General features: G+C 52.0%; 20 protein-coding genes and 1 tRNA gene. 11 read left to right on the top strand and 10 right to left on the bottom strand.

The window, feature by feature from the left end:
- Positions 1 to 10 precede the first annotated feature (10 nt).
- The 9 genes from JSS75_05335 to JSS75_05295 all read left to right on the top strand — a co-directional run bounded on the left by JSS75_05335 (position 11) and on the right by JSS75_05295 (position 7570).
- Positions 11 to 547 carry a biopolymer transporter ExbD gene (locus JSS75_05335; protein MBS1903108.1) on the top strand — a complete coding sequence of 179 codons (537 nt, stop codon included), beginning with the start codon at positions 11 to 13 and terminating at the stop codon, positions 545 to 547.
- A gap of 71 nt (positions 548 to 618) precedes the next feature.
- Positions 619 to 1116 (top strand): biopolymer transporter ExbD, encoded by a 498-nt coding sequence (locus JSS75_05330; protein ID MBS1903107.1) that lies wholly within the window; start codon positions 619 to 621, stop codon positions 1114 to 1116.
- A gap of 18 nt (positions 1117 to 1134) precedes the next feature.
- Complete coding sequence (locus JSS75_05325) at positions 1135 to 1917, top strand: energy transducer TonB (protein ID MBS1903106.1); 783 nt, start codon at positions 1135 to 1137, stop codon at positions 1915 to 1917.
- Between the two features lie 83 nt (positions 1918 to 2000).
- Positions 2001 to 2204, top strand: coding sequence for a hypothetical protein (locus JSS75_05320; protein ID MBS1903105.1), 204 nt, complete (start codon positions 2001 to 2003; stop codon positions 2202 to 2204).
- A 26-nt stretch (positions 2205 to 2230) separates the two neighbouring features.
- Positions 2231 to 3097: a substrate-binding domain-containing protein gene (locus tag JSS75_05315; GenBank protein MBS1903104.1), complete on the top strand. Its 867-nt coding sequence runs from the start codon at positions 2231 to 2233 to the stop codon at positions 3095 to 3097.
- 131 nt (positions 3098 to 3228) lie between these two features.
- Complete coding sequence (locus tag JSS75_05310; GenBank protein MBS1903103.1) at positions 3229 to 4938, top strand: tetratricopeptide repeat protein; 1710 nt, start codon at positions 3229 to 3231, stop codon at positions 4936 to 4938.
- A 54-nt stretch (positions 4939 to 4992) separates the two neighbouring features.
- The gene (locus tag JSS75_05305) at positions 4993 to 5769 is read left to right on the top strand and encodes an ABC transporter permease (protein ID MBS1903102.1); all 777 of its coding nucleotides are present in this window, start codon (positions 4993 to 4995) and stop codon (positions 5767 to 5769) included.
- A 4-nt stretch (positions 5770 to 5773) separates the two neighbouring features.
- A complete protein-coding gene (locus JSS75_05300) occupies positions 5774 to 6562 on the top strand; it encodes an ATP-binding cassette domain-containing protein (GenBank protein MBS1903101.1) in 789 nt (262 codons plus the stop codon).
- Between the two features lie 9 nt (positions 6563 to 6571).
- A complete protein-coding gene (locus JSS75_05295; protein MBS1903100.1) occupies positions 6572 to 7570 on the top strand; it encodes an MCE family protein in 999 nt (332 codons plus the stop codon).
- 46 nt (positions 7571 to 7616) lie between these two features.
- Here the strand turns inward: JSS75_05295 and JSS75_05290 are convergent, their stop codons facing one another.
- The 10 genes from JSS75_05290 to JSS75_05245 form a co-directional block, all read right to left on the bottom strand.
- Positions 7617 to 8099: a hypothetical protein gene (locus JSS75_05290; GenBank protein MBS1903099.1), complete on the bottom strand. Its 483-nt coding sequence runs from the start codon at positions 8097 to 8099 to the stop codon at positions 7617 to 7619.
- A gap of 25 nt (positions 8100 to 8124) precedes the next feature.
- Complete coding sequence (locus JSS75_05285; protein ID MBS1903098.1) at positions 8125 to 9057, bottom strand: bifunctional riboflavin kinase/FAD synthetase; 933 nt, start codon at positions 9055 to 9057, stop codon at positions 8125 to 8127.
- On the bottom strand, positions 9054 to 9812 hold the full coding sequence (truB, locus tag JSS75_05280; GenBank protein ID MBS1903097.1) for a tRNA pseudouridine(55) synthase TruB: 759 nt from the start codon (positions 9810 to 9812) through the stop codon (positions 9054 to 9056). Before truB ends, JSS75_05285 begins: the two co-directional genes overlap by 4 nt.
- A complete protein-coding gene (rbfA, locus tag JSS75_05275) occupies positions 9805 to 10176 on the bottom strand; it encodes a 30S ribosome-binding factor RbfA (protein ID MBS1903096.1) in 372 nt (123 codons plus the stop codon). The genes truB and rbfA overlap by 8 nt, the downstream gene beginning before the upstream one ends.
- Positions 10177 to 10183: 7 nt before the next feature.
- Positions 10184 to 12919, bottom strand: a complete 2736-nt coding sequence (infB, locus tag JSS75_05270; protein ID MBS1903095.1) for a translation initiation factor IF-2 — start codon at positions 12917 to 12919, stop codon at positions 10184 to 10186.
- A gap of 61 nt (positions 12920 to 12980) precedes the next feature.
- Complete coding sequence (nusA, locus tag JSS75_05265; protein MBS1903094.1) at positions 12981 to 14309, bottom strand: transcription termination factor NusA; 1329 nt, start codon at positions 14307 to 14309, stop codon at positions 12981 to 12983.
- 121 nt (positions 14310 to 14430) lie between these two features.
- Positions 14431 to 14922 (bottom strand): hypothetical protein, encoded by a 492-nt coding sequence (locus JSS75_05260; protein MBS1903093.1) that lies wholly within the window; start codon positions 14920 to 14922, stop codon positions 14431 to 14433.
- A gap of 9 nt (positions 14923 to 14931) precedes the next feature.
- Entirely contained in the window at positions 14932 to 16485 is a 1554-nt protein-coding gene (locus JSS75_05255; protein MBS1903092.1) for an OmpA family protein, read from the bottom strand.
- A 38-nt stretch (positions 16486 to 16523) separates the two neighbouring features.
- Positions 16524 to 16595 (bottom strand) — tRNA-Cys (locus JSS75_05250).
- A 55-nt stretch (positions 16596 to 16650) separates the two neighbouring features.
- Complete coding sequence (locus JSS75_05245) at positions 16651 to 17409, bottom strand: SDR family oxidoreductase (protein MBS1903091.1); 759 nt, start codon at positions 17407 to 17409, stop codon at positions 16651 to 16653.
- A 52-nt stretch (positions 17410 to 17461) separates the two neighbouring features.
- Here JSS75_05245 and JSS75_05240 point away from each other — a divergent pair, with 52 nt between their 5' ends.
- Positions 17462 to 18397 carry an ABC transporter ATP-binding protein gene (locus JSS75_05240; GenBank protein MBS1903090.1) on the top strand — a complete coding sequence of 312 codons (936 nt, stop codon included), beginning with the start codon at positions 17462 to 17464 and terminating at the stop codon, positions 18395 to 18397.
- Between the two features lie 7 nt (positions 18398 to 18404).
- The gene (locus JSS75_05235) at positions 18405 to 19253 is read left to right on the top strand and encodes an ABC transporter permease subunit (protein ID MBS1903089.1); all 849 of its coding nucleotides are present in this window, start codon (positions 18405 to 18407) and stop codon (positions 19251 to 19253) included.
- Positions 19254 to 19286 lie beyond the last annotated feature (33 nt).

The raw sequence follows: 19286 nt of genomic DNA, 5'->3' as shown, positions 1-19286 counted from the left end.
AGCACTGCCCATGGCAAAGGCTAAACTGAAGCGGCACGGCTTCCGGCTTGATATGACGCCTATGGTGGACGTCGGCTTCCTATTGCTGACGTTCTTCATGCTCACGGCGAAGTTCAAGTCGGATAACGACACGCTGACGATCACCCTCCCGGTGGCCGAAGCGGACACGACCAAGCTTCCCGATATTCAGATCGCGGTAATCAGCATCGGTCTGTCGCAGGTCAATCCCGGCGAAACACCCGATACGCTCATCTACTACGGTGTGGCGAACGAGAAGGACCGAGTGAAGATCTTTAAAGAGCTCAATCACGTCGATCCGAAGACGAACCAGCCGTACGACGACGCGCAGCTCATGAAGATGCCGGAGATGATCGTACGGAAGTCTGAAATGGAGGCTGTCATCAAGGCAAGCCGTCTGCAGAATCCCGCAATGCGATACGCCATTAATGCCGACAAGGCGCTGAATTATGGCTACGTCGACGACATTATGCGGTCGATGCAGAAATACGGTGCGACACGCTTTAATCTCGTCACGGAATCACGGTAACTCCATGTCCCGTGAATTCTGCACGATGGATTGAAGAATACAATATTTACACGATTGTCACATAGACCCCAATGGCAGAAGTAGTACAAGCCGAAGGCGGAAAAAAAGGCAAAAAACATAAAAAACGCGTCGGCGTGAGGATGGACATGACACCGATGGTGGACGTGGCATTCCTTTTGCTAACCTTCTTTATGTTGACAACCACATTCAATACGCCGCAGGTGATGGAGATCTCGCTCCCGCCGGACAGCAAGGTGAATGTGGAGGTCGCACAGTCGAACTTGTTGACCCTTATGGTACGCAAAGACGAAGCGGTGTTTTGGAATGTCGGGACGAACCCTCCGGTGAAGATCACGTCGAAGGATGTTCCCCAGATACTCGAGACGCAGCTCCGACAGAACCCGAAGACATCGACGTTGATTAAGATCGATCGCGATGCAAAGTATCAGAAACTCGTCGATTTGATTGACGATCTGAATCTGGTGCAAGCGAAGCTGAATCAGAACGAGAAGCGCTTCAGTATCGTCACGATGGACCAGAAGGATTTCGAAACAGTCGGCTCACTCTAATTCTTAGGAGAAACGATCATGGGACTTAGTGACCTGACATTGCCCTCGATGGAGCTCTACGGAGGCATCGAGATCAAAAAAAGCGGCAAGCGGAATACAATCAGAGGATTTCTCACTGCCGTGGCAATCCATCTGCTCCTGTTGGGATTATATTTTGCCTGGACAGCCTTGGCAAAAGAAGACCTCAAGAAGATTCCGCACGTGCGTCGCATCAGCAGCCTTGCCGAACTCGCTCCGCCGCCATCGACGGAAGACAATAATATGGAAGCTGCTCCGGTTGCACCAGCACCAACGGTGGATGTAGCGAAGCCGACGTTCGGTATCCCGGTTCCGGTACCGGATATTCAGGCACCGAACCAGACCATGCCCGATCTGAATAATTTGCCCGTTCAATCTTCAACGCCGGGCGACGGTAACGGCAGTGGGGTAGTGCTCAATGGCAGCGGAAACGGCCCGGTGCATGTGGAGCCGCCTGCTGAGCCTGTGAAAGAGGACATCCCGAGCAAAGATGAATTCATCGATGTTCAGGTCGAACCGAAACCGGTTCAGAATATTCAGGCATTGGTTGTGTATCCCGAAGTTGCAAAACGCTCTGGCGTCGAAGGCAAGGTCACGGCCTCTGTATTGATTGCAAAGGATGGCCATGTCGAACGCGTGGATATCGAGAAGTCGGATAACGAGATCTTCAACCAGGCAGCGATTGATGCCTTGAAGAAAGCTCGCTTCACCCCTGCCATTCAGAACGGAAATCCTGTGCAGGTATGGTGGACGGTACCGATCGTCTTCCGTCTGAGCAAGTAATCCAAATCTCTACGATTCTTGAAAATGCGCCGCAGTGTCGGCGCATTTTTTATATTTGTAGTATAATCAGTTACACTACCTCTATGAAACTCATCTCGATAGTATTCCTGCTGCTCGGATTGATCGCACTTGGCGTAGGTATCTACATGTTCGCAGACCCGAGTTTACTCTCCGCTCTTAACCCGACCATGCGCATCGTTCTGGCAGCCATCCTTGTGTTGTATGGCGGATTTCGTCTGTCTACTGCCATTGGCGGACTTCGGAAGAAGCAGCAGGGGGCACAGTGAGGAATCGGCAAAGGCAATCGATCCTGTTGCTCGGATTCTCCCTGCTGATTCTCGTTGTTTCGGGATGCGGGAAGAAGGAGGCTCTGCAGCCGCAATCGGATACGGCGACGTCCGGATCGTTCGAGCTGGTAGCGGACGAAACGCTACGCCCGGTAATTGATAGCCTTGTGCGAGGGTTTAACCAGCAGACACCTAATGCTACCGTTTCGGTTCGCTATACATCGGCTGCTTTGGCTCTTGACGCACTCATCCAGAACAAAGCGCGTCTCGTATTGATCGGCCGGCCACTGACCGTGCGAGAACGCCATCTGTTCGATTCCATTCGTCTCGATCTGCCGGAATTCGACGTCGCACTCAATGGGATCGCAGCGATTGTATCGAATTCCAATTCGATGAGGTCTCTTTCCTTAGACTCGTTGCGTAGCCTTGTCGAAGGGAAGTGGGATATGCGATATTACTCGACGTCCTACCTCGGGAGCACGGAATCTGCTCTGGATTCGATTTTCTCACTTCAGCCGAAAACACTTACCGGAAGAATCCGTCGGTTCGAAACGACGGACAGTGTGATCGATGCCGTTCGCCGAGATCCGCTGAGTATTGGCTTTATCGGTTCATCCTGGCTGCACCAATTGGATACCCGGCACGACTCGACGATCCGAGCGTTGCGGATATCGTCATCCAAAAGCCCTGAGCCGCTGCAATTGCATCTTGCATATATGTACCAAGGATTATACCCATTGGTCTCAAGGGTTTGCGGCTATACCTTCGAGCAGCCGAACACAATTCCGCGTGGATTTCTTGCGTACGCGATGTCCGCAGACGGTCAGCGGGTGTTCTTGCATTATGATGTACTCCCCAGAACACAGATTATTCGGATCGCGGCCCCAAAATAGTTCGTGGTAAGTTCTTATATTACAATTAGTTCATTCGTTATTCTCAAATAGCAGAAATTCCTCTGTTTTCTTCTGCGTTTGATGTCGGCACAGCTTTTGCTTGCTACAGTTATAGAAAGACTGCACTATTCATGAGAATCGTTCGAATTTCCACGCTGATCATCGCTCTGAGCACAGGTTTGCTCATTACGGCTGCTGCATATAGCCAGTCGGTAACCGACAAGATTTCAAAATCACTGAAACTCATCGAGCTTGGCAACACGAAACAAGCCCTTGCTGATCTGCAGCAACTCGCCGCGGCGAATCCGAAGAGTGCCGATGCACTCGGAGCGCTTTCCATGGCCATGATCGAAGCCGGGAAGCCGCTTCCTGATATTGAGAAGCAACTCGCGACTGCATATGATATCGATCGCAAAAGTATCTATGTTCGGATCGGCCGTGGGCAATTGTTCGGGAAGCAGGAGAAGCGAGAAGACGCGGTGAAAGAATTTCGCGCCGCACTAAAGCTTGACGATAAGAATATCGTGACATACCTTGCCCTTGCCCGGTATTACCTCGCAGTCGATTCCCTGAAGGCGGCCGAGGTAACTCTCTATCAAGCGCAAGGGGTAAGCGCCAACGATGTGCGGCCCTATCTTGGACTTGCCGAGCTGTATGAAAAGCAGCGCATTACCGTCCTGGCAATTCAGCAATACGAGCAGGCCAAGAAACTCGATCCGAACGACATTTCGGTGCTTGCAAAACTTGCGGGTCTGTATTACAGAGCACGGAAATACGACGAGTCGATCAACGAATGGATCAAGATCACAAAGATGGATTCGTCTTATTCGCCGGCCTATTATGAAGTTGCTTGGATATTCTTCCGCTCACGCCAGTTTGCGAACGCGGCAAAATATGCCGAAAAGTATCATGAGTTGGATCCAACAGACATGGACGGTACATGGCTTGCCGCACAAGCACTTTCAGAAAGCGGCCAATATCAAAAGGCGCTCCCGTATCTGGAACAGTCATCAAGTGTCGATTCACTTAAAGGATCTGCGCAGAATTATCTGGCCCGGAGTTATTTCTTCAGTGGTCAATTCGACAAAGCGATTGAAATATTCAAGCAGGCAAAGAATCTGACCCCGTATGATTTGTACTATTGGGGATATTCGCTGATCTCGAAGGGTGACACCGTCGATGGTATTGCGAAGTGGAAGGAGTCATTTGTCGGTGACACCATCCGTAAAAAAGATGAGAAAACCAAGGTCTACCAGCAGATCATCAGCCTGTATTCCTCGATGAAGCGGTGGGGCGACGCAGCGGAGACGTATAAAGAGTTAAATACTCTTGAGCACTCTTCCGACAATCTTATTAAAGCCGGCCAGCTCTACGTGTTCGGGAAGATGTACGACAGTGCTCGAAGCGTGTTCACACTCGTCTTGCAAAAGGATCCGAAGAACGTCAATGGTATGATTGGCCTAGCCGATGTTGACATGGCACAGGAATCCACGCTCAAGGATGCTGAGAGTCTCCTGGATCAAGCTGCAGCGCTGGCGACGACAAAAGAGTCGCAAGAAATGGTCGGTGAAGCGTATGCCCGACTCGGCTTAGCATACTATACAGCCAAGAACTTCGATCGTTGCATTTTGATGCTCGAATCGCAACATGCGCAGAAGTATCTTTCCGCTTCGTCACCGTACATGATTAATATCTATAAGGTGCTCGGCGGCGGATATCTGCAGCTTAAAAAGTATGATAAGGCGGAAGAGGCCTTTAAGAAGGCACTCCAGATCAATCCGAAAGATGAAGATGCCAAAAAAGGGCTGGACTTCATCAAGCAGGTCAAAGGAAAAAAGTAAGTCAAGGACCTGCGGTAGCCAGATTGTACATTCAGCAACTACTACACCTTGCATCTGACCTCGCCGCTATCGATCGAACAGATCCTGACCAAGATCGGGGGGATCGGTCGTTTTGCGGGCCGATTCTTCGTTAAGATATTCCGGCCTCCGATCGAGCTGAAGGAAACGATCAAGCAAATCTATGACGTCGGGGTGCGTTCGTTTGCGCTCGTCGCCGTGGTAGCAATCGTGATCGGCGCAGTGCTCACGATGCAGAGCCGCCCGATCATGCTGAAATTCGGCGCCGAGGCGTTCGTCCCGGCAATGGTCGCAGTGAGTACCCTCCGTGAACTGTCACCCGTAATCGTGTCTCTGATCGTCGCAGGTCGTGTTGCTGCTGGGATCGGGGCTGAGCTGGGGTCGATGCGCGTGACGGAACAGATCGATGCCATGGAGGTGTCTGCGCTTGACCCGTTTCAATACCTGGTCACCACACGCGTAATCGCCTGCATGGTGGCGCTGCCATTACTGACAATGTATGCCGATGTGATCGCACTTTTCGGATCGGCTATTGTCCAGAAGATCGAAGCAGGAATGAGCTTCCGGCTGTACTACAACAGCGTGATGAACAGCATCTCATTCGTCGATTTTGTGCCGGGGCTCGTGAAGACAATTATTTTTGGGTTTGTGATCGGTATCGTCGGCTGTTACGAAGGGTTCAACTCCAGAGGCGGTACCGAAGGTGTCGGACGTTCGGCAACCGATGCGGCCGTTATAAGCTCGCTATTGATCCTCATTGTCGACATGTTCGTCGTCAAGATCACCGTGTTACTCTTCGATACGACCAAATAGAGTCATGGCGACGCAAGGTAATGTCATCGTGTCGGTGGAGCATGTGTCGAAATCATTCGGCCCACTGGATGTCTTGCGTGACGTCTCGATGCAATTTCATGAAGGGGAGACGGTTACGGTCCTTGGAAAAAGCGGGGTGGGGAAGAGCGTGCTCCTGAAGCTGATCGCTCGATTGTTAGTCCCCGAAACGGGTGAGATCTATTTTCAAGGCCAGCCGCTTTCGAAGATGAAAGACGCGGATTTGCACGAAATGCGTAAGCAGATCGGCTTCCTCTTTCAAGGCGGTGCGCTGTTCGACTCCATGACCGTCGGCGAGAATCTTAATTTGCTGCTCGCCACGCACACAAAAATGACGCTTCCGGAGCGCGAGGCGCGTATCGTTCGGGCGCTTGAACTTGTGGGGCTCTCGGAGAAGCTCGATGAGATGCCGGCCTCACTTTCCGGAGGTCAGCGCAAGCGAGCTGGCCTGGCCCGCTCGATCGTCCTTCAGCCCAAACTGATTCTTTATGATGAGCCGACGACGGGTCTCGACCCGATTACGGCCTCCAGTATTGCCGAACTCATACTGAGCCTGCAGACGCAGCTAAAGGTTGCTTCCATCGTCGTCACACATGATCTGCCTACGGCGTATACTGTTAGCGACCGGACGATCGTGCTCGATGCAGGAAAAAAGATTTTTGACGGGCCGATCGAGGATCTGCGACATACGGAAACCTCTCATTTGAACGAATTTCTCGAAGCGGCTGTATTAGACCGTTCCAGACGCGAGCGGATCATCCACCGATCGATCTGATATCTACGCATGAAATTATCGAAAGCACCTGTAGCACGTACCGGCCTGTTCATGATTATCTGCTTCGCCTTATTGGTGATCGGTGTATTCGTGATCGGCGATAAACAGAAGCTTTTCAGTAATACTTTTGTTTATTTTGTTAAATTCAAAGATATCAGCGGCCTAAAAGAGGGAGCTCAGGTTCAAATACAAGGCATAAATGTAGGAAGTGTCAATACGATAGACCTTCCACAGAGATCCGGGGATTCGGTCCTGCTGAGTATCTACGTGGTAAAGGATGCGTTACCGCTTCTGCATACGGATTCCAGAGCGAGCGTCGTTACCGAGGGATTAGTAGGTAATAAAGCAATTGCCATCAGCGTCGGCAAGTCAAATACGCAGTTGATGCCACCGAAAAGTACGATCATTGGAGAATCGGGATTCGAGCTTGGAGCGATGATCGATACGGTCACAGGCGTCGTGACAAATACGAATGAATTTCTCCATAATATCAATCAGCTTATCGGAGGTATTAACGCCGGAAAAGGGACACTTGGGAGTCTGTTGACCAAAGATGATCTGTATAACCAATTAACGCAGACGATTGCCTCCACAAATGACCTCATGAGAGGTATTACCGGGACGATCGGTACAGCAAATAAGTCATTGGTTACCGTGACGACCGAAGTACAGCGCAGTACGGCCGCCGTGACCGATATCTTAACCAAATTGGGCTCCGGCAACGGATCGGTCGCAAAACTCCTGAACGACAGTTCGCTTTTCGAGAGCCTGAAGGTTAGCATGAATTCGCTGACATCGTCCATATACGAGGTCAAGGACATCATGGAAAAGTTAAGTCGGTCTGCGGGTAATACCGAGGAATTTACCGACGCGTTGAAGCACAATTTTCTCGTGAAGGGTTACTTCGAAGACAAGGGATATTGGGACGTCAGAAACTTAGAATCGGCAATCGACCGCAAACTGGACTCACTGCGAACCTTACAACGGGCCCTCCAATCGCAGAAATAAGTATTGTTGTCAATAGATACATTATGTAAAGTTGCAATGGCTCGCGTTATTGCCCTTCTATCTCACAGATCGCGGCGCCTTTTTCAATCGAGTTTCCAATGGTGACCGAGAGCTTCTTTATGATTCCGTCGGCGCCTGCGGCGATTGAGTTTTCCATCTTCATGGCTTCGAGGATAATGACAGTCGTTGAGCGCTTTACGTGATCTCCGACAGCAACATTGATCGCTTTGACCAGTCCAGGCATTGGGGATTTGACTACCTTTGCATGACCGCCGGTACCCGTCTGTCCGCCTTCTGCGTTTGTGAGCGCCGACTGAAAACGCTCTCGTATGATCCGATCGCGCTCGGATTCGACCTCAACCTCGACTTGCGCCACCGAATTACCGTCAGAGACGGTTTTGCCGTCGATAAAGACCTCTTGCAGTCTCATATCGGTCTTGATGACGAGTAATCCGTCACGACCGGACACTACAGCCGTTTCCGCTTCGGTTTTGGCGAGTTCTCCGTTTAGCAGTCCTGAGATGGTCATGGTTCGTGGTTAAAATCGTTTCGCGTTAGAGTGTTACCAACGACCGCACGGTCGTAACATCCTCGGTGATCTTGGCTTTCAATTCGTCGAGGGTGGCAAATGCTATTTGCTCACGAATATGCTGCAGTAATTGCAGTTCCAGGGTCGCTCCGTAGAGATCCCCGTCGAAATCCAGCAGCAACGCTTCCACGACACGCGCAAGTCCGTCGCCGATCGTCGGCCGCATGCCGATGCTCACAGCAGCTCGCACAGTACCCGAAGAGAGTCTGGCTGTTGCCGCATACACGCCATCTTTCGGGACGAGCTTGTTTGGTGCGATCGATAGATTTGCGGTCGGGTATCCAAGTGTGCGGCCGATCTTGTTGCCGTCAACAACAACGCCGCGTACGGCGTATGGACGCCCCAGGAATAAATGTGCCGTCTGCACGTCGCCCTCCTGTAGCGCGTGTCGGATCTTCGTCGAGCTAATCTGGACGCCATCAACGATGTGAGGCGGGACTTCTGTGATTTCCACGCCGCTCGCTGCTCCAAGTTGTTCGAGGTGGGCGATGTCCCCTTCCCGATTCTTTCCGAATGCATGATTAAAGCCGACGACCATGGCGTCGGTGCCAAGCCCTTCGACGATCACCTCCCGAAAGAAGTCGGCATACGGCGTTTGCGAGAATTGACGGTCGAACTTGATCACGACCGTTTCGTCGATGCCGGTCTCCGCAAGAAGCGCAAGACGTTCGTCGATGGTGGTCAGGAGATTGACGGTTGTATCGTTGCGTCGGAGTACTTCTTGCGGGTGTGGGTCGAAGGTCAGGACAACAGCACGGGCGTGGCCTCCGGAATCGCGTTTGTGCTTCAACACCTGTAGAATGTCCCTGTGCCCGAGATGCAGGCCGTCATAGCTTCCGAGCGTGCTCACCGTGTGCGCAACGGAGACGATATTTTCGATACCGTAGGTTACTTTCATGCGTTGAGCGAACTGAGTGTTTGTCGAAGTTCGTCTGAGTGAAGGGCATCGTGAACCGAGTACTCCCCAATATGCGTACGCCGCAACGCGGTTAGCACGGCACCGGTACCGAGAATTTCGCCAATCTCATGCGCAAGACTTCGTATGTAGGTGCCTTTGGAGCAATGAACCGAAAAGCGGACGTAGGGCAAGGATATGTCCAGATCGGTGATCGCATAGATCTCGATTGGTTTTGCTTCAAGCGTCACCGGCTTCCCCTTGCGAGCAGCTTTATAGACCGGCTTTCCTCCCTGTTTGACGGCGCTGAAGACGGGAGGAAATTGCATCTGCTCCCCAACCCGCCCGAGTACCACAGCTTCCACTTCGCTGTTAGTAATGCCGCGAAGGTCACTTTCTACTGTGATCGGCGTTTCAAGATCGAAGCTTGGGGATACGATGCCCAGTCGTAACTCTGCCTGATATACTTTCTCCGAACCAAGGAATTCGGTAAGGCTTCGCGTCGCGCGGCGAGTGCCGAGTATCAGCAGCCCTGTTGCCAACGGATCGAGCGTGCCGGCATGGCCAACTTTCACCCACTTATCGCTACTGAGACGGGTAAGAATTTTTCGGAGGATATACACCGGGACGAACGACGTAATGCCATAGCTCTTATCGATGAGCAGCATCGCACCGGAAAGCGAATTGCACTGCTCAAGCGCAGCTTCGCGGTCGAGCGCGAACGATTCGGCCGTCAGGATCGGAGTTTCCTCACTCACTTCCGCCGGCATTCCCCTCACGACGGTGGATCTCCTTAAACAGGTATTCGATGCGATCGACCTCGTCTTGCGTATCGTCAAGATAGAATCGGAGTTCCGGCACATATCGCATCCGCACGGCTTTGGCAAGTGCAGCGCGAACGTGGGGTGTTTCACGCTCGATATTGCGAACCATCATTTCGCGAGTGTTCTCACTCCCACGGGTAATGATCGATAGATAGACCTTACAATGCCGCAGGTCCGGAGTGATCCTGACGGCCGTAACCGTCAGGATTCCTTCATACAAATGGGAAAACTCGCGCTGGAAGATATCGGCGAGCGCCTTTTGGATCTCCCCTGCGACCCGTTCAGTACGGATTGACATAGCAGCCTTAGCGAGCGGGGACGGTAGTTTCGAGTTTGCGCTTGACTTCGACAATACGGAAGGACTCGATCATATCGCCCACCTTGAGATCGTTGAAGTTTTCTAACCCGATACCGCATTCGTATCCGGTATCGACATCGCGGACGTCCTCTTTGAATCGCTTCAGTGACGAAAGCGATCCGGCAAAGACCTCGATGCCATCGCGGATGACTCGAATTTTCGAGTTGCGCGTGATCTTTCCATCGACGACATAACAACCTGCCACCGTACCCACCTTCGGGACTTTGAACGTGTCGCGCACCTCTGCAGAGCCAAGGATCTCTTCCTTTTGCTCGGGTGCCAACAATCCTTCGAGAGCGCTGCGGATCTCGTTGATACAGTCGTAGATGACACTGTACAAGCGAATATCGACATGTTCGGCAGCGGCGATCTTTCGGGCATCGAGATTCGGTCGGACATGAAAGCCGACGACAATCGCATTCGATGCTGCAGCCAGGCTAACGTCGTTCTCGTTGATTGCACCAACCGCCCGGTGAATGATTTCGACTTTCACCTCGGCAGTAGAAAGCCGCAAGAGCGAGTCGGCGAGTGCTTCCACCGAACCGTCCACGTCGCCCTTAAGGACGATTCGCAGATTCTGCACAGCACCTTCTTTGATCTGCGCCGACAGATCGTCGAGGCTCAATACGCCGTGGATCTGCTTGAAGTTCTGCTCGCGCTTGAGCTGGACACGCTTTGTGGAAATGTCTTTTGCGACGCTATCGCTTTCAACGACGATGAACTGATCGCCGGCCTGCGGAATGCCGTCAAAGCCCAATAGCTGTACCGGACGGGACGGCGGGGCCTCTTCGACACGGTTTCCTCGTTCGTCGAACATTGCACGAACGCGGCCCGAATACATTCCGGCGATAAACGGGTCACCCATTCTGAGTGTCCCCTTTTGAACAAGCACAGTGGCTTGAATACCTCTCCCCTTGTCAACTTCCGCTTCGATGATTACACCGCGTGCTTCGCGATCCGGGTTTGCTTTGAGCTCGAGAATATCGGCCTCAAGGAGCACTCGGTCCAGAAGCTTATCGACATTCATGCCGGTCTTGGCAGAGATCTCGACCGAACCGTACTTACCACCCCATGACTCGACAAGAATGTTCTTATCGGCAAGTTGCTGTTTGATACGTTCGGGATTTGCTTCCGGTCGGTCTACTTTATTGATGGCAATCACCAACGGAACACCAGCCGCAGTCGCATGGGATATAGCCTCCCAGGTCTGAGGCATGACACTATCATCGGCAGCCACAACAAGGATAACGACATCCGTAACCTGGGCACCGCGCGCACGCATAGCCGTAAAGGCTTCGTGACCCGGCGTATCGAGGAATGTTATCTGTCGGCCGGAATCGAGCGTCACTTCGTATGCACCGATGTGCTGCGTAATTCCACCAGATTCGCCCGCAACGACGTTCGATTTGCGGATGTAATCGAGGAGCGAAGTTTTACCATGATCGACGTGACCCATGATCGTCACTACCGGCGGGCGAGGCTTGAGCGATTCCTCTGCATCCGAAGTATCCTCAAGCGTGTCGGTGGTATATTCCTCCTGGAATTCGACACTATACCCGAATTCGTCGGCAACGAGCTGAATCGTATCCTTGTCGAGGCGCTGGTTGATCGATACCATCAGGCCAAGCGCAATACACTTCGAGATGATCTGTCCGACGTCGACATTCATGAGGTTCGCAAGTTCGTTGGCGGTCACGAACTCGGTCGGGCGGATCACCGATGACTGCTCGGCAATCTCCTCCTGCAACTTCCTCTCTTCGGTCTCGGCGCGTTCTCTGCGCTTCATCTTGCGCATACGTGCACGGCCGGCGAGGCTTCGACCTTCGTCAAGACCGGTCATCGTGCGACGGACTGCATCGCGGACCTCGCGGGCATCTACGGTTTTATCCGGACGGGCGCGTTTCTTTTTCTCTGCATCTTCGAACTCGGCCTTGCCACGTTTGGCGGCATCGCCGGTTTTCAATTTCAGCTTCTTCGGTTCGCCGGCTTTGCGCAGTTCGGGCGGCTTCGGCGTTTCCTTCTTTTGCGGCTTGAGAGCGTCGAGATCGATCTTGCCTTTGATCTTGAGGCCCGGCATGGTCGTGGTGTCCGCGGTGCCGGCGGACATCAAGAGTGTGGTCGTTTTCTTTTTCCGGCGCTTCCGCTTTCCGTCGGGTCCTTCGACCTCTTCCATCGTCCCGTCGTCAACTCCGCTTTCGACGGTCGCGTCCTCCGCAGGAGCAGCTTCTTCGGGTTCTACAGCGACAATCTCTTCGACAACAGGTGCTTCTTGAATAACCTCGGGCACGGGTTCTTCGAGCACCGGCGCTTCAGCGGGAGCAACTTCGACCACCTCAGGCTGTGGCGTGATTTCCTCCGGTTCGGGAGTGGGCGCAACGACCTCTTTTGCAACCGGCTGTTCTGCCGACTTCGGGGCTTCGGGTTCGCCCTCTTTTGTCTTTGACCGTTTCTCTTTGAATGCGGCGACCTTCTTTTGACGTTTTTCGGCAACGTCTTTTTCTTTGCCGTACTGCTTCATCACCACCTCAAGAGCATCTTCGTCGATCTTCGACATGATGGTCTTGATGCCGGTAAAGCCCTTGCTTTGCAGAAACTCGATCAGTGTATCATGGCTGATATTGAGTTCCGTCGCAAGGGTACGGACTGTTTGTTTTTTCGCTTTCTCTGTCGGTTCAACCGCCATACGTTAGAGCGTATCTGAATGTATTTGTTCTCGAACTGCATTTCGACCGAGTTCATATCGCTTACTCGGCCTTGGCATCTGCGTCGCCGCCATCGGCGCGCATGGTCGTGAGCTTAAATCCGGCTTTTTCGGCCATACTCTCGAGTTCTTGATCTGCCTGTTGCAGTTCTGCCGAGAGGATGCCACGTACCTGAACGATTCGCTCAGGCGTCAGCCCGTTAATCTTGAGCAACACTTCTTCCGGCGTATCGAGGAATTCACGAGCCGTATCGATACGTGCCTTGATCAACTCGGTGTACAGGTCGAGGCCGAGTTCGTCGCGGAACTCGATCAACTCGATATCTTCCTCATCACGAGCTTCCTTGACAAGGTTGATCTGGTACCCCGTTAGGCGGGATGCCAACCGCACATTCTGTCCTTGTTTGCCGATCGCAAGCGAAACCTGATCGTCGGAGACCAGGGCCGTCGCGGTGTGATGTTCTTCGTCGAGGTCGACGGAGATCAACTTTGCAGGCGAGAGCGCACGAGCGAGGAACATCGCCGGATCCTCTGCCCACGGGATCACATCGATGCTTTCGTTTGCGAGTTCACGCACAATCGAGTGAATACGCACGCCCTTCATACCCACGCAAGCGCCCACCGGATCGATACGATCGTCGTTCGATTCGACGGCAACTTTCGCACGTTCGCCTGGTTCGCGGGCAATTGCTTTGATCGTAATAAACCCGTCGAAGATTTCGGGTACTTCGATCTCCATCAATTTTGCGAGGAAGCGATTATCGGTGCGCGAAAGAATGACGACCGGCGTCGAGTTTACCGAATTCCGACGTACTTCCTTCACGAGTGCGCGAATGGTATCGCCCTTACGCCAGCGTTCACGCGAGATCTGTTCGCTCGCCGGAAGCAATAGCTCGCGGCGCTCGTGTAGGATAAAGAGATCGCCACGTCGCTGCTGATACACTTCGCCGACAATGATATCGCCGACGAGCGAGCTGTATTCGTTAAAGAGGTTGTCTTTCTCGATCTCCCTGATCTTCTGATTCAGGTTCTGCTTCGCGGTAATGATCAAGCGGCGACCGAAGTCTTTCGTCGTGCGGATGATCTCCACATATTCGTCGCCGGCTTCCAGATCTTCACCGGATTTCAGACGAGCATCCTCCGCAGATATTTGCGTTGTCGGGTCTTCGACCACATCGACGACTTGCTTCTCGAGATAGATCTCGATGTCGCCTTTATCCATGTTCATGACGATGTCGAACTTGGCCTCTTGGCCATATTTCTTGCGCACCATCATAGCGAACGTCTCCTCGATGACAGACATGAGGATGTCGCGGTCAATGCCCTTCTCGCGGACCATTTCCGCGAAGGATTCTACAATTTGTGGATTCATAATAGCACCGTAGAAACAGAAACAGACTTTGGCGCCCAAAGTCTGCAACACTTTAATAACACAGCTTTTGAGAAACTATCTAACAGAGGTTTTTGCCGTAAAATTCACCAATTTCGAGAATTTACCGGATCATGGCGATCTGTCGGACACTCGTGATGGACTCCCGGGGTACTGTAAGGGCACCCAGTTTCTTCGGGGATTGACCCTTTGAAGTGAGCTTCTCTTGTTCGATAGTAAGCTCGCTTTCATTAAACGCGACAAGCCTGCCGGTTACCTCACGAATACTCAGGTCATCTGTATAACTTATTCGAAGAATTCGTCCGATACTTCTCTTAAGTTGATAATCGTAAATGATTGGTTCGTCAATGCCTGGGGACAATACATCAAGTCGGTAATTGACATTCTGACCGAGTTGTTCGTCGGCAAATGATTGCAACGCCTTACTTACTATTTCGCAGTCTTCGACCCCCACAAGACGATCCCCATCGATGGTTATCTCGATCACCGGCCGCGAGTCAGTCCCTCTGACGATACAATGAAGAACATACAAGCCACGTTCCGCGGCTGCAGATTCTGCTACCGGACGTATCGTATCAATGAGTTTCGTTGCCATCTGTGAGTATTATTCCCCCTCGCTTTCGATCTTCATGATTCTGAATTGTACGCGCCGATTCTTTCTTCTTCCCTCTTCGGTCGAGTTATCGGCTACCGGATCGTCAGGACCAAACCCTTCAACAGACAACCGGCGCTCCTTAATGCCCTTATTAATGAGGTACTGGGAAACAGCCTGTGCTCGAAGGAACGAGAGCTTTTTGTTCGATTCGACAGTGCCAACGCTGTCGGTGTAGCCTTCGATCCGAACGGTCCATTTCGCATTTCTTAGAAGCAATTCTGCGAGCGCGTCCAGTGAATAATTCGATTCCGGACGGAGCGTCGCCATGTTGAAATCGAAGAAAATGTCTTCTATCGTGGCGACACTACCGACCCCGATGCTATCAAGCAGTACCGTAATCGATGTGTCGGAGAATTGTTCGGCATTCGTTTCGTCCATTTGCATGCTATACGGCAGATAGCCCGGTGCCGAGACAGAAAGCCGATATAATCGGCCCGCAGGCAGGATCAACGAGAATTCTCCTAACCCCTCCGAGCTCTCTGACGATGCTACCTCCATATTTTGCATCATATCGGTCGCGACCACCAATGCGTGGATCACATCCCCAGCCCGATTCATCACTTTCCCTTGAAGTAGCATCACGGGGTCAGGTCGCTCGTCATCGAGCAACGATATCTTATAGAGATCCAACTGATTCGCCCCGTTCATCGAAGAGAAGTATGCCAGATCTCCCGAGGCAGGGACACTGTAATATGCGTCCATCCCATCGGTGTTGATATCCGGCCCCATGTTCTTGGGGGCACTCCAGTTCACCCACGAATCGTCAAGACGTTTTGTAATATACACGTCGGCCTCGCCGTAGCCGCCTCGACCTCTGGAGGAAAAATACAGGGTCTTCCCGTCTGCCGCCAGGAATGGAGCAAACTCATCTGCCGGTGTATTGATCACAGGTCCCAGATTCTGAGGCTCACCATAGAGATTCTTGTTTCTGTCTTTGACCTTACAGACATAGAGATCGAGTGTGCCGAACCCATCCTCGCGTTCGATGGAAACGATGATGTAATCGCCATTGACGCTGATACATTGAGACGAAAGATGGCTGCTGTTTGAATAATGTTCGATGGTGATCGGGTTAATATGCCAATGCCCGACCGAATCGATCTTTGCAAAACAGAGCCCGCTCGTCGGATTGTATGCGAAGTTCTTGATGAAGAGGGTTCGGCCGTCGGGCGAGACGCCGGAGATGGCATCGTTACCGCTGGAGTTGATCGGAAATCCGAGATTCTTGGGGACCGACCACTGTCCATTGGGAAGAAGTTTCGAGACGTAGCAGTCCTGCAAATGATCGTCGCCGATATTCATCGGGTGTTCTTTGCCCATCGTAAAGAACAGGTAGCGTCCGTTCGGAGCGATAATCGGAGCGAGCTCCGAATACCTGCCGTTGATTAATCGTCCGAGATTTATTTTCTTACGCTTCGGGGCTTGATCGTCATGGCGAGTCGTCTGGGCGAACGACGTATTGATACCCAGAATCAGTAGCGAGATTAGAACAGAATATCTCAAGCGAGTGGTATAGCGTACTACCGGGGAGCAATGAAGAGAGGCGCCGATCAGATTCGAACTGATGAATGGAGCTTTTGCAGAGCTCTGCCTTACCACTTGGCTACGGCGCCGTTTCTTGTTTGAAAAGCACACAGAAAAGAGAAAATGAAGTTGGAGAGTTCCCTCTTAGTGCCGCGCGGCACCGCCATCGACGTTAATTGTCTGTCCGGTGATGATCGCAGAATCGTCGGAAGCCAGAAATGAAACAACGCTGGCAATGTCATCCGGAGTCTCGGTTTGTCCGATGGCCTGCTGCGGCAAAACGAACTCGAGCATCGAGGATTTCCCGAGTTTGGAATCCGCCGGACGCTGTGTCGCGGTCAGCCCGACCGTAATGGCATTGACAGTTACGCCAAAGTGTCCGACCTCGCCGGCAAGCGCGCGAGTGAAACCGATAATGCCCATCTTGCTTGCGATATAGTGGGTCAGGTACGGTGTACCAAGCCACACCGTATTGCTCGAGAGGTTGACGATGCGACCGAAATGACGTTCCTTCATCAGCGGCAATGCTGCCTTGCACATCAGAAAGAGTCCGTTAAGATTCACATTCAACATATTCGCCCAGCGTTCGTACGTCAGCAGTTCGAACGGCTCCTCTTCATACACACCTGCATTGTTCACAAGGATATCGAGCCTGCCGAACTTCACACGGATCGAATCGACGAGTGCCGAGACCGAGGCCGGATTCGTGATGTCCGTTTGTGAATAGTACGGTTCAAGGACATTCCCTTGAGCGGAAACTTCATTCAACGTCTCTGTCGCATCGTCCACATCCGCAACCACCACCTGCGCTCCTTCGCGTGCCAATCGCGAGGCCATTGCCCGACCATTGCCGATTGCCGCCCCGGTAATCACTGCCACCTTTCCTTCATGCCTTCGTAACATCCGCTCGAATCTATGGTATATTTACACGCACAATCATCACGATCCATCGTTCATGGAATACGTTCTTACAACCGATAGTATTACAAAACGTTTCGGTGGAGGCGCAAAGGCCGTACCAGCGTTGCAAGGCATCTCGATTTCAGTCCAACCGGGCGAGATTTATTCGCTCCTCGGTCCGAATGGCGCCGGAAAGACGACCTTCATCAAATGTATGCTCGGGATTGTCTTCCCTACCGCCGGCTCCGGCTATGTGCTCGGCCATCCGTTCGGCTCCATACAAGCCAAAGCACGCATTGGGTATCTGCCGGAGAGTCATCGATACCCGTTGCATTTAACGGGAGAGCAGGTGCTTCGATATTTCGGTAAACTCTCGATGGTGCCCCGCAGCATTCTTGAAACCAGAATCAACGAAACCCTCTCGCTTGTCGGGATGAGCGATTGGCGGGACATGAAGGTTCGAAAATACTCCAAGGGCATGATGCAGCGGCTCGGACTTGCACAAGCACTTATCAATGATCCCGATCTGATCGTGCTTGACGAACCGACTGATGGCGTCGATCCCGTCGGGCGAAAAGAGATTCGCGACGTACTGATTCATCTGAAGCAGCGCGGGAAAACGGTGTTCTTGAATTCTCACCTCCTGAGCGAAGTGGAACAGGTTTCGGATCGCGTCGCGATCCTTCGGCAAGGAAAAGTCGTTGCGGAAGGAACGGTGGATGCGCTCACTTCAAAGAAGGATACGTACGACATCTCTGTGACTGCCGAACAGTACGAAGAGGCGATTCCTCTCTTGCACCCTGTCGGAGGATCGGCGCCCGATGGTCATATTACAATCGAATGTTCTTCGATCGAAGAGCTGAATGCCGCAATCGACGCGCTACGAGCTCATGGTATCCTCATCCGCGATATCCATGCAAAGCGTACATCTCTGGAAGATATGTTCATCCAACTGATCGGTAATTCTGACGTCCAACGGGCCCAAGCGTAATATCCCTATGCAACAATTTCTTGCGATCATTGAAGAAACCTACCGCGAAGCACGCGCGAAGAAGACGATTGTCGGTTTCTTCGTTTTTTCCACAGTGATTATTCTGATTACATTTTTTGTATTCCAGAGTTCATCGGTGCAGGACGCCATGCATCAGTTTCAAGAGACGAAGATGAGCGGCAAGGGGGGCCCGATGGCGAGTGTCATACAGGTTACGGTATTAGATATATTCTATACGGTTATCTCTGGAATTCTCTATTTCATGACGATTTGTGTTGGGGTGTTTGCGACAACCGGCTTCATCACTTCGCAAATGGAGAAAGGGACGATCGACCTACTGTTATCAAAACCAGTCCCCCGTTGGATGTATTTGCTTGGTCGGTATGTAGGCAGCTTGTCGATCATCGCGATCGAAACCGTGTACTTCATACTCGGTATGTGGGTGGTCGTATCTACCTCGATCGGGATTTGGAATCCTTCGTTTCTGCTGAGCAGCGTATTTATTATGCTAGGCTTCGCCGGTATCTATGCGATTGTGGTGTTGATTAGCGTGCTTTCACGATCAAGTGCACTCTCGATCATCATTGGCATCGGCTTATTTTTTATTTCCGGATTGATTGCGATTCTCAAGGGGGTCGAGCATCTCGTCGGCAACTCCGGTGGCGGAAAATCTACTCTTTCGACAATCGCCGAGGTATTATACTATGTCTTTCCGCAAGCTTCGGATATGGGGGATAATATGAAGAATGCGATTCTCGGTCAGCCGATCAGTTGGGCACCGATCGGACTTATCTGTGGCCTAACCTGCGTCTATTTCGGTCTGTCCGTATATGCCTTCCAAAAGAAGGAATTCTAACACATTGTGATGTTGGGAGCGCGTTGAGCAATT

The organism is Bacteroidota bacterium, assembly GCA_018266755.1.
Classification (GTDB): Bacteria; Bacteroidota; Ignavibacteria; order Palsa-1295; family Palsa-1295; genus JAFDZW01.
Note: the sequence above shows the minus strand (reverse complement) of the source record. Positions and strands in the feature narration are given on the sequence as shown.